This is a genomic window from Methylobacterium sp. Leaf93 (genome assembly GCF_001422345.1).
Classification (GTDB): Bacteria; Pseudomonadota; Alphaproteobacteria; order Rhizobiales; family Beijerinckiaceae; genus Methylobacterium; species Methylobacterium bullatum.
The window spans coordinates 371,417-384,673 of the sequence record NZ_LMMS01000001.1; the positions used below are offsets into that span (position 1 = coordinate 371,417).

The following is a 13,257-nucleotide window of genomic DNA, read 5'->3' on the forward strand; positions in this document are numbered from 1 at the left end:
CTCGTCCGTGAGCGAAGCCCGCCCCGCATGACCCTGCTCCGCGTCATCCTGTTCCTCGCCCTCGGGCTTACCGCCTCGGCCCTCGGCGCCCTGTTCCTGTTCCAGCGTCATCTCATCTATCCCGGCGCCTTCGGGGCCGGTTTCGGCGGGGGCGAGCGCGGGGTGCCGGCCGGGACGGAGGCGGTCACGCTGATCACGGCCGACGGCCACCGCCTCTACGGCCTGTGGCGGGCGCCGGAACCCGGACACGGCGTGGTGCTGACCTTCCACGGCAACGGCTCGCTGCCCGAGCCGCATGCCGAGCGATTCTCGAACGGGGTCTGGCGCGCCGCCGGCTGGGGCACCCTTGCCATCGCCTATCGCGGCTATCCGGGCTCGACCGGATCACCGAGCGAGGCTGGCCTCATCGAAGACGGGCTGGCGGCCTACCGCTTCGTGCGCGACCGCGCCCCGGACGCACGGATCCTGCTCCACGGCCATTCCATGGGGGCGGCCGTGGCCGTGGCCGTGGCCGTGGCCGTGGCCGCACGCGAGCCGCATCTCGGCCTCTATCTCGAAGCGCCCTTCGTCTCCCTCACCCGCCTCGTCGGCGAGCACTTCCCTCTGCTGCCCCGGCTGCTCCTGCGCGATACCTGGCGCTCGGATCGCCGCATCGGCGAGGCGGCGGGGCGCATCCTCATCGTCCACGGCACCGGCGACCCCGTGATTCCCGTGGCGCATGGGCGCGACCTCGCTGCCCTCGCCGGCACCAGGGCGCGGTTCGTCGCCGTACCGGGCGATCACGTCTCGCTCCTCGGCCAGCGCGACGCGGAGGCGGAAGCGACGTTCCGTCCCGTCAGGAGTGCCGAGCCCATTCCGACACTGCCGCGTTGATACCGGCAGGATGGGAGACGGGAATTTGGGACGACGCGCCCGGCAATGGCGGGAGGACGAGGAGACCGGGAACCGCTCGTCCGGCCCCACGATCTGCCCGCTCTGCGAACGGCCGATCCCGCCGCGCGCCAAATCGAGCCTGCATCACCTCACGCCCAAGCTGAAGGGTGGCGCTAAGGGCGGCACCGTCCGCCTGCACCAGATCTGCCATTCGGCGATCCACGCCCGCTACAGCGAGGCCGAAATCGCCCGGCGTCTGGCCGATATCGAGGTTTTGCGGGCCGACCCCGAGATCAGCGGCTTCCTCGCCTGGGTGCGGACCAAGCCGGATGATTTCCACGTCGCCACACGGATGACGCGGGCTCGCAAGCTCTCGCGCCGCAAGGTTTCCTGACTCCCCCATCCCGGTCCCGCCATCCGCTTCGATGGCTCCCCCTGCCCGGATGTCCGGCGCGCGGTTGCCACCCCATGAGATCGGCTGTTTTTCTTTAGAACAATTCGTTTTTGTTGCCCCGGAAGCACGCAGTCTGAGCAATGACTCCCAAGTCCTTGCTCGATTTCATGTAATAAATTATTCGCTTACGTATACACGAAGTCGTTCCACAAATTTTTGAATCTTAAATGCGCTGGCTCCGAGCCGAAAACTCGCATGCCCGTCGCAAAAGCAGGAATGCAACGGTGCGTAAGCGCGTCTCGACACTGGCAACAACCCTGAGTTACTCTGCAATCGGTGCCGCCTCCCTCGGTCTCGCTTGGATGGGATCGTCCTCGAGCGCGTGGGCGCAGACCGCGGTGCGGCTGGACGAGCTTTCGGTGGAGGCCTCGGCCGGCGGCGCGGGCCGGGGCAGTTCGGGGTCCGGGCGCCTGGGAGACCTACCGCCTCCCTATGCCGGCGGTCAGGTGGCGCGCGGCGGGTCCCTCGGGATCCTCGGCACCCGGGACGTGCTGAACACGCCCTTCAGCACCGTCAACTTCACCCAGCAGGTGATCCAGGATCAGCAGGCGCGCACCGTCGCCGACACGCTCATCAACGATTCCTCGGTGCGCCTCACGACGGGCAGCAACGGGTTCGACGACACGTTCCAGATCCGCGGCTTCGACGTCCCGTCCCAGGATGTCGGCCTGAACGGCCTGTACGGGCTCGTCCCCTCCAACCGCGTGGCCGCCCAATACATCGAGCGCATCGAGCTGCTCAAAGGGCCCGGCGCCTTCATGTACGGCATCCCTCCGGGCGGGAGCGTCGGCGGCAGCATCAACATCGTGACCAAGCGGGCGCTCGATATCCCGTTCGTGCGCGTCACGCCGCAATTCATCAGCGACGGCAATTTCGGCGTTCATGTCGATGCCGGCACCCGCGCCGGCGAGAACAAGGAATGGGGCATCCGCTTCAACGGCCTGGGCCGGACCGGCGAGGCCTCGATCAACGGCGGCGACGTCCAGAGCGGCATCGGCGCCCTCTCGCTCGATTATCGCGGCGAGCGCCTGCGCTGGGCCCTCGACGTCATCTCGCAGAACGACGACACGAAGAACTTCCGGCCGCAGATGACCCTGCAAGCGGACATCCCCTTCATTCCCCGGCCGCCCGACGCCCGGGGCAACTGGTATCCGGGCACGCTGCTCAAGCAGCGCGACAACACCGTCGCCTCCTTCGTGGAATACGACTTGACCGATTGGCTGACCGCCTATGGCGGAATCGGCTATCGCGCCGGCTCCAATCAGCAGACTTTCCCGGATTCCCGCGTCTTCGGATTCTCGAACGGTGCCGACGCCCTGGGCAACTTCCGGCTCATCAACGCCTTCTACGATTCCGACAGCAGCACGATCAGCGGCAATGCAGGCGTGAAGGCCCGGTTCGACACAGGCCCCATCAACCACTCGCTCAACCTCGTCTTCACGGGGTTCACCCGGGAGGACGGCTTTGCCTACGTCTCGAACACACCGGGTGAATCGGTGCCGTCGAACATCTACCGGCCGGCACCGCTTCCCGTGGTCACCGGGGCGCGCCTCAATCCCCAACGCTATGCCGACACCTCGCTGACGAGCGTCGCCGTCGTCGACACGATGTCGGCCTTCAACGATTCCCTGCTGCTCACCGCGGGCGTGCGCTACCAGATGGTGAACCAGAAGAGCTTCGACACCGTGACCCAGGCAAGGACGAGCGAATACGATTCCGATGCCACCTCGCCCCTCGCCGGCATCGTCATCAAGCCCTGGCAGAACGTCTCCCTCTACGCCAACTACGCGGAAGGCTTGACGGCGGGCATGATCGTCGCCCCCAACTTCAGCAATGGGGGCGCGATCCTCAGCCCCTACAAGTCGGATCAGCAGGAAGTCGGGATCAAGGTCGATTGGGGGACCATCACGACGACGGCCGCCCTCTTCCAGATCAGCCGACCCAACCAGGCCGTGTCCGCCACCAACGTGGTGGCCTATAACGGCGAGCAGCGTAACCGGGGCCTGGAACTGTCGGCCTACGGCGCCATCCTGCCGAGCCTGCGCGGCTTCGCGAGCGCCACCTTCCTGCGCCCCGAACTGACGAAGCCGGACGATCCGCTCCAGCGTGGGAACGATGCCTCCGGGGTGCCCGACCTCACCGCTTCCGCCGGCCTCGAATGGGACACGCCCTGGGTGCCGGGCCTCTCACTGAACGGCCGGGTGATCTACACGTCGGGTCCCTACCTCACCAACGCCAACACCTTGCGCTTCCCCGACTGGACGCGGGTCGATCTCGGCCTTCGCTACGCGACGCTGGTCTATGACCGGCCGATCACCTTCCGGTTCAATGTCGAGAACGTCGCCGACAACCGCTACTGGCTCACGACGGGCACCTTCGTGACCGTCGCATCGCCCCGCACCTTCATCCTGTCCGCCTCCCTCGACTTCTGAGGGAGCGGACCCTTCGGCAATCCGAGCCGTCGCGTTGACCGTGCATCCGGCATCGATCAAGGAAAGCTGCATCACAGGCAGCCGGCCTTGACCCCGGATCGGCCATGCTCGTCCCCGGATTGCGACGGAGTGCAGCTTTGGCCCCAGCGACCCAGATCCCAGGCCCCGGCGCCGGCGCCGGGGCCGAGGAGGCCCTGAGACTCGCCTGGGTCGATGTCGCCAAGGGCCTGTGCATCGTCCTCGTGGTGATGATGCACTCGACCCTCGGCACCGGCAACGAGATGGGTGGCGAGGGCTTCCTCCACAATGTGGTCGCCTTCGCCAAGCCGTTCCGCATCCCCGATTTCTTCCTCCTGTCGGGTCTGTTCGTCGGCCGCGTGATCGACCGGGACTGGCGTCTCTTCGCCGACCGGCGGGTGGTGCATTTCGCCTATTTCTATCTGCTCTGGGTCCTCATCCAATCGGCGGTGAAATACGGCCAGATCGTCGATGGCGCCGGGCCGGGGGCTTTTCTCGCCCATCTCGCCCACGCTCTGGTGGAGCCCTATTCCACCCTCTGGTTCATCTACCTGCTCGCCGTGTTCTCGGTGCTGACGAAGCTGCTGCGGGGCCTGCATCCGGCGCTGCTCCTCGGCGGGGCCGCCCTGCTCCAGAGCCTTCCCCTCGATGGATATTCGGATCTCGTCACCGAATTCTGCGGCCGCTACGTCTGGTTCGTCGCCGGCTACCTGTTCGCGGCCCGGATCTTCCGGTTCGCCGACCTCGTCCGTCGCCACCCCCGCGCCGCCCTCGTCGGCCTCGCGGCCTGGGCCGTGGTGAACGGCCTCTTCGCCTTCACCGCCACCGGCCACGCGACCTTCCCGACCCTGGCGAGCCTGCCCCTCGTCAGCCTCGCCCTCGGCGGGGCCGGGGCGCTCGCCATCGTGGCCGTCGGCGCATTGCTCACCCTCGCCGGGGGGCCTTTGACGGCGGCGCTCAGAGCCTGCGGCGAGCGCTCGATCGTCATCTACCTCGCCTTCTTCCTGCCCATGGCGGCGACCCGGATGCTGATCGTGAAGACCGGCGCCGTCACCGATATCGGGCTGGCCAGCCTCGTCGTGACCCTCGTCGCCGTGCTCGTCCCCCTCGCCATCGAACGGGTGGTGCGCCACACGCCCTTCGTCTTCCTGTTCCGCCGCCCGGCGGCATTCCATATCGTCGCCGAGACGCCGCCACGATCCGCGAGGACAGCGGCAACAGGCTGAAATCAGGCCTGGTCGTCGATGTAGCGAGAGGCGGTCATCGAGGCGGCTGTGCGGTTCTCGACACCGAGCTTGGCGTAGATGCTCTCCAGATGCTTCGTCACCGTGCGCGGTGACAGGCCGAGGATGTCGCCGATATCGCGGCTCGCCTTGCCCCGCGACAACCAGAACAGCACGTCGGCCTCGCGGGCGGTGATCGGCAGATTGGCGCGCAGGCGCTCGATGCCGCTGGCGGAAGCATCGCGGGAGAGGCGCAGCAGCACCTCGTCGCCGGTGGTGCCGATCAGGCTGAGACTATGGGCGGCGCCCTCCGTATCCGGCAGCGTGACGGAGGCTGCGTTGCCCCCCTTGAGCTGCTCGGCGAGCCAGACGCGGCCGGTCTCCGGCAGGCGCGCGCCCCCGTCGCCGAGCTTGGCCAGCACGCGGGCGGCCTGCGGCGTGCTCCACAGGACGACGCCCTGGCGGTCCACGGCGAAGAGCGTGCGCCCGGTGGTGTCGAGGGCGGCCCGCGCACTCTGGGCCGCCCTCGCGCTCGCCAGATGCACGCGGATACGGGCCAGGATCTCGTCGGGGGCGATGGGCTTGGTGACGTAGTCGCTGCCGCCCGCCTCCAGGCCCTTCACGATATGCTCGGTCTCGGACAGGCCGGTCATGAAGATCACCGGCACGAGGGCGAGGTCGCTGCGCGCCTTCAGGCGCCGGCAGGTCTCGAACCCGTCCATGCCGGGCATCATCGCATCGAGCAGGATGATGTCGGGGGTGATCTCCTCCACCAGCGCCAAGGCGAGGTCGCCGGCCACCGCCACCAGGACGGTGGCGCCGGAGCGCTCGATCGCCTCGGTGAGGAAGCTCAGGGTCTCGGGGGAATCGTCCACGACGAGGACGATGTCGCGCTGCATCTCAGCCATCACGCATCCCTTCGAGGATGCGCACGTAGCGCCGGAGGTCGTAGGAAGCGACGAGCCCGCGCATCTGCGCGGCGATCTCGGCGGGCATGGCCGACTGGCCTTCGAGCTCCGTCAGCTTGGCCTCGATGCCGCGGACATGGCCGATCCGGCCGAGGCGGATCAGCTCGGCGATATGGTCCTGGCGCAGGGATTCGCCGCCCTGTCCGCTCCGGGGCGGGGCCTCCGCAAGTACGGGGGCGGGCGGGGCGGGCTGGCCCAGCGCCAGCAGCCGGTCGATCCGCTCCAGGAAGTCGCGCAGGTCGAAGGGCTTCGGGATGATCTCGTCATGCGGGGCGTCGTCACCCCGGATCGGGCTGATCTCGTGGACGTTGGCGGACATGATGGCGATACGGGAGGAGAGCCCGGCATCGCGCAGGGCCTTGGCCACGGCCCAGCCGCTCATCCCCGGCATGGCGATGTCGAGGAGGATGATGTCGGGCCGCCGCTCCATCGCCAGATTCAGGCAATGCGGGCCGTCGGGAGATTCCAGCACGACGAGGCCGAGCGGTTCGAGCACCTCGCGCATGAGGGCGCGATGCGCGGCATCGTCGTCGGCCACGAGCACCACGCGCGGCGGCCCGTCATGGACCGGCCTCTCCCGCCGGCTGCCGGCGGCGCGCTCGGACGGCTCGGCGGGCTTGGGACCGGCCGGACGATGCACCGAGGCCAGCATGAGCCTGAGGCTGAAACAGGTGCCGCGTCCGACTTCGCTCTCCACGCTGACCTCGCCGCCCATCACCTGGGCGAGGAGATGCGCGATGGTGAGCCCGAGCCCGGTTCCCGGCGTGTTGCGGGCGGCGGGCAGCGAGCCGCGCTCGAAGGGTCCGAATATCCGCTGCAGGTCGCCCTCGGGAATGCCGAGGCCGCTGTCGCGGATCGAGAACACCGCCACCTGGCTGCGATAGCTCATCTCCAGGGCGACCCAGCCGGTTTCCGTGAACTTGATCGCGTTGGAAAGGAGGTTGAGCAGGATCTGGCGCAGGCGCTTCTCGTCCGCCGCCACCACGGCCGGCAGCACGGGCGGGCGCGAGAACCGGAATTCGAGGCCGGCGGCGTTGGCCTGGAGCCGGACCATGTCGACGATCTGGTCCAGGAATTCGGCGAGGCGGAACTCGTTGCGGTGGATCTGGAGACGCCCCGCCTCCATGCGGGAGATGTCGAGGAGCCCGTCGATCAGGCCCGACAGGTGCTGGGCGCTACGCCGGATGACGCGGATGCCGTTGCGGCGCGGAGCGGGGATGTCGTCGTCGCCCTCAAGCAATTGCGCGTAGCCAAGGACGGCGTTGAGTGGTGTGCGCAACTCGTGGCTCATGCCCACCACGTAGCGGCTCTTGGCGAGGTTGGCGGCCTCCGCCGTCTCCTTGGCCTGCTGCAGCTTGGCGTCGGTGATCTTGTGGGCCTCGATCTCGGCCTCGTAGAGGGCGGTCTGGCGGGCGGTCTCCTCCTGCGCCACGCGGCGGCTCTCCTGGGCGAGAACGAACAGCCAGGCCACGATGCCGAGGATGACCACGAGGATGAAGAACACGCTGGTCAGCGCGGCGCGCAGGGTCTCGCCGTGCTCGGGCTGGGCGGTGGCGATGCCCGCATGGACGATCCCGAGGATCAGCCCGATTACCGAGACCAGCGTGAGCATCAGGGCGATGTAGCGCCCGAGAGGCGCCCCGATCCAGGCGGCGGTCTTGGCGGGCATGATCCGGGTCAAGGCGCTCTGGGCCTGTGCCTCCAGACGGCCATGCGGCTTGCACAGGTCGCCACAGCGAGCGTCCAGCGAGCAGCAGAGAGAGCAGATCGGCCCGGCATAGGCAGGGCAATGGGCCATGTCCTCGCCCTCGAACGGGTGTTCGCAGACGGTGCACTGGATCTCCGAGCGGCCGCCCCAATCGGCGATGGCGGGCCTGGCCAGATAGTAGCGCCCGCCGGTGGCGAAAGCGATGGCGGGTGCCGCCGCGAAGGCGGTGACGAGGGAGAGCAGGGGCGCGAAGTTCTGGAGTCCCGCGCCGAGCAGGCCCGCATGAGCGAGGAAGCCGGCGAGTAGCGCCAGCGCCGAGGCCCCCGTGCCGACCGGGTTCACGGCGTAGAGATGCGCCCGCTTGAACTCGATGCCCGGGGGCGACAGCCCGAGGGGCTTGTTGACGGCCAGGTCCGCCGAGAGCGCGCCGACCCAGGCCGAGACCACCACCGCGTAAAGCGAAAGCGTGCTGGCGAGGGTCTTGTCGATGCCGAGTTCCATCAGCAGCAGCGCGATGGCCACGTTGAAGACGAGCCAGACCACGCGGCCGGGATGGCTGTGGGTGAGGCGGGAGAAGAAGTTCGACCAGGCGATGGAGCCGGCATAGGCGTTGGTGACGTTGATCTTGAGCTGCGAGATCACCACGAAGAGGCCGGTGAGGAGCACCGCCCCCTCCCGCGAGGGCATGACGTGGCCGAAGGCGACCACGTACATCTGCGTCGGTTCGGCCGCTTGTTCGTGCGGCACGCCCTGTCCCAGGGCCAACACCGCCAGGAAGGCCCCGAGCATGATCTTGAACATGCCGGGCAGAATCCAGCCCGCCCCGGCCCCGAGCACGGCGAGCCACCAGCGCGGATTGCTCCCCGATTCGGACGTCTGGGCCGGCGGCACGAAGCGGAGGAAATCCACCTGCTCGCCGATCTGCGCCAGCAGCGCGAGGAGGATGCCGGAGGCGAGGCCGAACTGGGCGAGGTCGAAGCCGGAGATCGGGTAGCCCATGAATGTGGAGATCGAGTCGACGGCTTCCGACGCCCCCGGATAGGACAGGAGGTTACTGAGGGCGGGGCCGCCCTTCCACGCGATGAAGCCGAGCGGCAGGAGGTTGAGCCCGATCCAGAGCGGCTGTGTCCAGATCTGGAACCGGCTGATCAGGCTGATCCCGTAGACGACCAGGGGGATCACCACGACCGCGCTGACGATATAGCCGATCCAGAGCGGCAGGCCGAGGCAGAGTTGTAGCGCCAGCGCCATGATCGACGCCTCGATGGCGAAGAACAGGAAGGTGAAGCTCGCATAGATCAGCGAGGTGATGGTGGAGCCGAGATAGCCGAAACCGGCCCCGCGGGTGAGGAGATCGATGTCGACGCCGTAGCGCGCCGCATAGAGGCTGATCGGCACGGCGGTGGTGAAGATCAGTACGCCCACGAACAGCACCGCCGCCGCCGTGTTGGTGAAGCCGGTGGCGAGGACCAGGGTGCCTCCGATCGCCTCCAGCGCCAGGAACGAGAGCGAGCCCAGCGCCGTCTGCGCCACCCGCAGGCTCGACCAGCGCCGCGCCTTCTTGGCGGTGAAGCGAAGGGCGTAATCTTCGAGGGTCTCGTCCGCGACGAAGCGGTTATAGGCCCGCCGGATCGGGGGAATCTGCTGGCGGCCGCTCATGGGGTCGTTCAGTCTGCCCGGTCAGCGTCACGTGAGGAAAGGGCCGGCCCGCATGGGGTCACGGGCAAACGGAGGTCGATCAGCAATCCCCGTGCCGCGGGGCCGGAAGACATTGGTACACCAGGAGAGCCGCGTCGAGGCCTCCCTTAATGGGGCTACGGGATTCACACCTCTGCTGTTTCATGCAGAGCGCGTCCCTCTCCCTACGCAAAACAGCGTATATGCTGCGCCGCGCCATCACGCCTAGCTTCCGCCATCCGCAACGGCCCGCCTTATGCAGGAGCCGGCGGGACATTTCCTGGAAGGGGTTCACGCAGGATGGCAGCCGACAACGAGCACGGACCGCACTCGGCCCTCCGTCGCAAACTTCTCATGGGTCTGGCGAGCATACCGGCCATGGCCATGATGCCGCGCAGCGTCTTCGCTGCGGCTCCTCCGACCTCGGCGGTGAACACCACCGGCCTCGCGGTGACCGATACCGAAGTCACCGTCGGCATCCTCCATTCCGCCACCGGCACGATGGCGATCTCCGAGACCGGATCGATCCAGGCGGAGAAGCTCGCCATCGCGCAGATCAACGAGATGGGCGGCGTGCTGGGCCGCAAGATCAAGATCATCCAGGAGGACGGCGCCTCCGACTGGCCGACCTTCGCCGAGAAGGCCAAGAAGCTCCTCGTCAACGACCATTGCGCCGCCGTGATGGGCTGCTGGACCTCCGCCTCGCGCAAGGCCGCGCTGCCGGTCTTCGAACAGTATAACGGCCTGCTCTACTACCCGACCTTCTACGAGGGCCTGGAGCAGTCCAAGAACGTCATCTATACCGGCCAGGAAGCCACGCAGCAGATCCTGGAGTCGCTCAACTGGGTGACCAAGGAGAAGGGCGCCAAGACGTTTTTCTTCATCGGCTCGGACTACATCTGGCCGCGCACCTCGAACAAGATCGCCCGCAAGCATATCGAGAACGTGCTGAAGACCAAGGTTGTTGGTGAGGAATATTTCCCGCTGGGCCACACCCAGTTCAACTCGGTCATCAACAAGATCAAGCTGACCAAGCCTGACGTGATCTTCACTGACGTCGTCGGCGGCTCGAACGTGGCGTTCTACAAGCAGCTCAAGGCGGCGGGCATCGACCTCAACAAGCAGACCCTGCTGACCATCTCGGTGACGGAAGACGAGATCGACGGCATCGGCGGCGACAACATCGCGGGCGCCTATTCCTGCATGAAGTACTTCCAGTCGCTCAAGAACGCCAACAACGAGAAGTTCGTCGCCGCCTTCCACAAGATGTGGGGCGAGAAGACCGTCATCGGCGACGTGACCCAGGCCGCCTATCTCGGCCCGTTCCTGTGGAAGATGGCCTGCGAGAAGGCCGGCTCGTTCGATGTCGACAAGGTGGTCGCGGCCTCGGCCGACATCGAGTTCAAGGAGGCCCCCGAAGGCTACGTCAAGATCCACCCAAACCACCATCTCTGGTCGAAGACCCGCGTCGCCAAAGCTCTGCCGAGCGGCCAGTTCGAGATCGTCTACGAGAGCCCGGCGCTCATCGAGCCGAACCCCTTCCCGAAGGGCTACCAGTAGGACTGCGCCCCCCCGCCATCGCAGGACGAGTTCCAGCCGTGGCGCGGGTCCCCTCTCCTGGAAGGAGAGGGACAGGGTGAGGTGTGTGACCTTTCCGGATGTGGACCACACCTCACCCCAACCCTCTCCTTCCAGGAGAGGGAGTCGGCGGCAAAGCTTTCATCTGCGTGGCGCCGGCCCACAAACGGCCTGATGCTTGCAAACCAGAAGCCGCATTCTTCGGAAGGTCGAAAACATGCTCGGTGACTATTCCCTCGGAGATCTCGGCGCGATCTTCGCGATGCAGGGTTTCGCCGGCCTGATCCTGTTCTCGGTCTACGTGCTGATGGCGCTCGGCCTCGCGGTCATCTTCGGCCAGATGGGCGTGATCAACATGGCGCATGGGGAATTCATGATCCTCGGCGCCTACGTCACCTATCTGTGCTCGACCTTCTTCCAGACCCACCTGCCCGGCCTGTTCGGGGGCTACTTCTTCGTGGCGATGATCCTGGCCTTCCTGGCCTCGGGAGCCCTCGGGATGATCGTCGAATGGACGCTCATCCGCCATCTCTACAAGCGCCCCCTCGATACGCTGCTCGCCACCTGGGGCCTCTCGCTGATCCTGCAGCAGGCCTACCGCACCATCTTCGGGGCCCGCGAAGTCGGCGTCGAGCTGCCCTCCTGGCTCATCGGCTCGGTCCAGGTCACCGACACGATCGAGGTGCCGATCAACGGCCTGTTCGTGATGGCGATCACCACCCTCATCACCGTCGGCGTCGGCCTTCTGATGTACCGCTCGCGCTTCGGTCAGCAGGTGCGTGCTGTGATGCAGAACCGCCCCATGGCGGGCGCGGTCGGCATCGATACCGAGAAGGTGGATCGCTACACGTTCGGCCTCGGCTGCGGCATCGCCGGTGTGGCGGGCTCGGCCTTCACCATGATCGGCTCCACCGGGCCGACCTCGGGCCAGCTCTACATCGTCGACACCTTCCTGATCGTCGTATTCGGCGGCGCGGCGAGCCTCCTCGGCACGATCGCCTCGGCCTTCTCGATCTCGCAGACCCAGTCGACCCTCGAATTCTTCCTGTCCGGCTCCACCGCCAAGGTTCTGACGCTGCTCGCCGTCGTCGGGATCCTGATGGTTCGCCCGCAGGGTCTGTTCACCCTCAAGGTCCGGCGCTGAGGAGGCCATCCTGATGACAAGCCCCGTCCAGACCCTGTCGAAGTCGCTCACCGTGAACGACAATCCCTTCATGAAGCCGATGGAGTGGGTGAGCCTCGCGCTCCTTGCCGGCCTCGTCCTCGTCGTCCTGCCGGCGACCCTCGACGCGTTCCGCCTCAATCTCGTCGGCAAGTACCTGACCTATGCGTTCGTGGCGCTCGGCCTCGTCATGTGTTGGGGTTATGCCGGCATCCTCTCCCTCGGACAGGGCGTGTTCTTCGGGCTCGGCGGCTATTGCATGGCCATGTACCTGAAGCTCGAAGCCTCCAGCGTCGAGAACACCAAGATCCAGTCGACGCCGGGCATCCCGGACTTCATGGACTGGAACCAGATCACCGAACTGCCCCTGATGTGGAAGCCGTTCCAGAGCCTGCCGCTGACGCTGATCCTCGTCATCGCCGTGCCCGTTTTCTTCGCCTTCGTCATCGGCTTCGCGATGTTCACGCGCCGGGTCGGCGGCACCTACTTCGCCATCATCACCCAGGCCATCGCCGCCATCCTGACGATCCTCATCGTCGGCCAGCAGGGCTATACCGGCGGCATCAACGGCATCACCGACCTGCGCACCCTGCACGGTTGGGACATTCGCACCGACAGCGCGAAGTTCATCCTCTACTTCGTCAATGGCGGCCTGCTCATCGGCTGCATCCTGGCGGCGCAATACGTGAAGAAGGCCAAGCTCGGGCGCATCCTCCTCGCCATGCGCGACAAGGAGGACCGGGTCCGGTTCTCGGGCTATTCCGTGGCCGGGTTCAAGGTCTTCGCCTTCTGTCTCGCGGCCGGCTTCGCCGCCATCGGCGGTGCGATGTTCACCCTGCAGGTCGGGTTCATGTCGCCGTCCTTCGTCGGCATCGTGCCCTCCATCGAGATGGTGATCTACGCCGCCGTGGGCGGGCGCCTGTCCCTGTTCGGCGCCGTCTGGGGCACGCTTCTGGTCAACTGGGCCAAGACCACCTTCTCGGAGAGCTTCCCCGAACTCTGGCTCTTCGGCCTCGGCGCCCTGTTCATCGCCGTCGTGCTCGCCTTCCCCAACGGTCTCGCCGGCATCTACCGCAGCTATGTCGAGCCGCGCCTGACCCGCAAGGTGAAGGCCCTGGCGCCGGCGGGCGGCCCCGTCCCCCACGGCACCCCCGCCGAATAGGA

General features: G+C 66.9%; 9 protein-coding genes. 7 read left to right on the forward strand and 2 right to left on the reverse strand.

All coding sequences use genetic code 11. The features are described from left to right. The first annotated feature begins 27 nt into the window (after positions 1-27). The 4 genes from ASF26_RS01675 (at position 28) to ASF26_RS01690 (ending at position 5,003) form a co-directional block, all read left to right on the forward strand. Positions 28-873, forward strand: a complete 846-nt coding sequence (locus ASF26_RS01675) for an alpha/beta hydrolase (RefSeq protein ID WP_056248619.1) — start codon at positions 28-30, stop codon at positions 871-873. A 10-nt stretch (positions 874-883) separates the two neighbouring features. Beyond that, on the forward strand, positions 884-1,267 hold the full coding sequence (locus ASF26_RS01680; RefSeq protein WP_056248621.1) for a hypothetical protein: 384 nt from the start codon (positions 884-886) through the stop codon (positions 1,265-1,267). Between the two features lie 362 nt (positions 1,268-1,629). After that, entirely contained in the window at positions 1,630-3,759 is a 2,130-nt protein-coding gene (locus tag ASF26_RS01685; RefSeq protein ID WP_082477471.1) for a TonB-dependent receptor, read from the forward strand. A 137-nt stretch (positions 3,760-3,896) separates the two neighbouring features. Next, positions 3,897-5,003, forward strand: coding sequence for an acyltransferase family protein (locus ASF26_RS01690; RefSeq protein WP_082477472.1), 1,107 nt, complete (start codon positions 3,897-3,899; stop codon positions 5,001-5,003). Positions 5,004-5,005: 2 nt separating this feature from the next. On the opposite strand, the gene ASF26_RS01695 is transcribed toward ASF26_RS01690, so the two are convergent. Together ASF26_RS01695 and ASF26_RS01700 are read right to left on the reverse strand one after the other, a co-directional pair. Next, positions 5,006-5,908 (reverse strand): DNA-binding response regulator, encoded by a 903-nt coding sequence (locus ASF26_RS01695; RefSeq protein WP_056248624.1) that lies wholly within the window; start codon positions 5,906-5,908, stop codon positions 5,006-5,008. Further along, positions 5,901-9,335, reverse strand: a complete 3,435-nt coding sequence (locus ASF26_RS01700; protein ID WP_056248627.1) for an ATP-binding protein — start codon at positions 9,333-9,335, stop codon at positions 5,901-5,903. Before ASF26_RS01700 ends, ASF26_RS01695 begins: the two co-directional genes overlap by 8 nt. 318 nt (positions 9,336-9,653) lie before the next feature. Here ASF26_RS01700 and urtA point away from each other — a divergent pair, with 318 nt between their 5' ends. The 3 genes from urtA to urtC all read left to right on the forward strand — a co-directional run bounded on the left by urtA (position 9,654) and on the right by urtC (position 13,255). Next, complete coding sequence (gene urtA, locus ASF26_RS01705; protein WP_056248630.1) at positions 9,654-10,913, forward strand: urea ABC transporter substrate-binding protein; 1,260 nt, start codon at positions 9,654-9,656, stop codon at positions 10,911-10,913. A gap of 235 nt (positions 10,914-11,148) precedes the next feature. Beyond that, positions 11,149-12,075 carry an urea ABC transporter permease subunit UrtB gene (gene urtB, locus ASF26_RS01710; protein ID WP_056248633.1) on the forward strand — a complete coding sequence of 309 codons (927 nt, stop codon included), beginning with the start codon at positions 11,149-11,151 and terminating at the stop codon, positions 12,073-12,075. A 13-nt stretch (positions 12,076-12,088) separates the two neighbouring features. Then, a complete protein-coding gene (urtC, locus tag ASF26_RS01715; RefSeq protein WP_056248634.1) occupies positions 12,089-13,255 on the forward strand; it encodes an urea ABC transporter permease subunit UrtC in 1,167 nt (388 codons plus the stop codon). Positions 13,256-13,257 lie beyond the last annotated feature (2 nt).

Bases quoted from the DNA above. Each gene is read 5' to 3' on its own strand.
- ASF26_RS01675 (WP_056248619.1), top strand. From the start codon at position 28: ATGACCCTGCTCCGCGTCATCCTGTTCCTCGCCCTCGGGCTTACCGCC.
- ASF26_RS01680 (WP_056248621.1), top strand. From the start codon at position 884: ATGGGAGACGGGAATTTGGGACGACGCGCCCGGCAATGGCGGGAGGAC.
- ASF26_RS01685 (WP_082477471.1), top strand. From the start codon at position 1,630: ATGGGATCGTCCTCGAGCGCGTGGGCGCAGACCGCGGTGCGGCTGGAC.
- ASF26_RS01695 (WP_056248624.1), bottom strand. From the start codon at position 5,908: ATGGCTGAGATGCAGCGCGACATCGTCCTCGTCGTGGACGATTCCCCC.
- ASF26_RS01700 (WP_056248627.1), bottom strand. From the start codon at position 9,335: ATGAGCGGCCGCCAGCAGATTCCCCCGATCCGGCGGGCCTATAACCGC.
- urtA (WP_056248630.1), top strand. From the start codon at position 9,654: ATGGCAGCCGACAACGAGCACGGACCGCACTCGGCCCTCCGTCGCAAA.
- urtB (WP_056248633.1), top strand. From the start codon at position 11,149: ATGCTCGGTGACTATTCCCTCGGAGATCTCGGCGCGATCTTCGCGATG.
- urtC (WP_056248634.1), top strand. From the start codon at position 12,089: ATGACAAGCCCCGTCCAGACCCTGTCGAAGTCGCTCACCGTGAACGAC.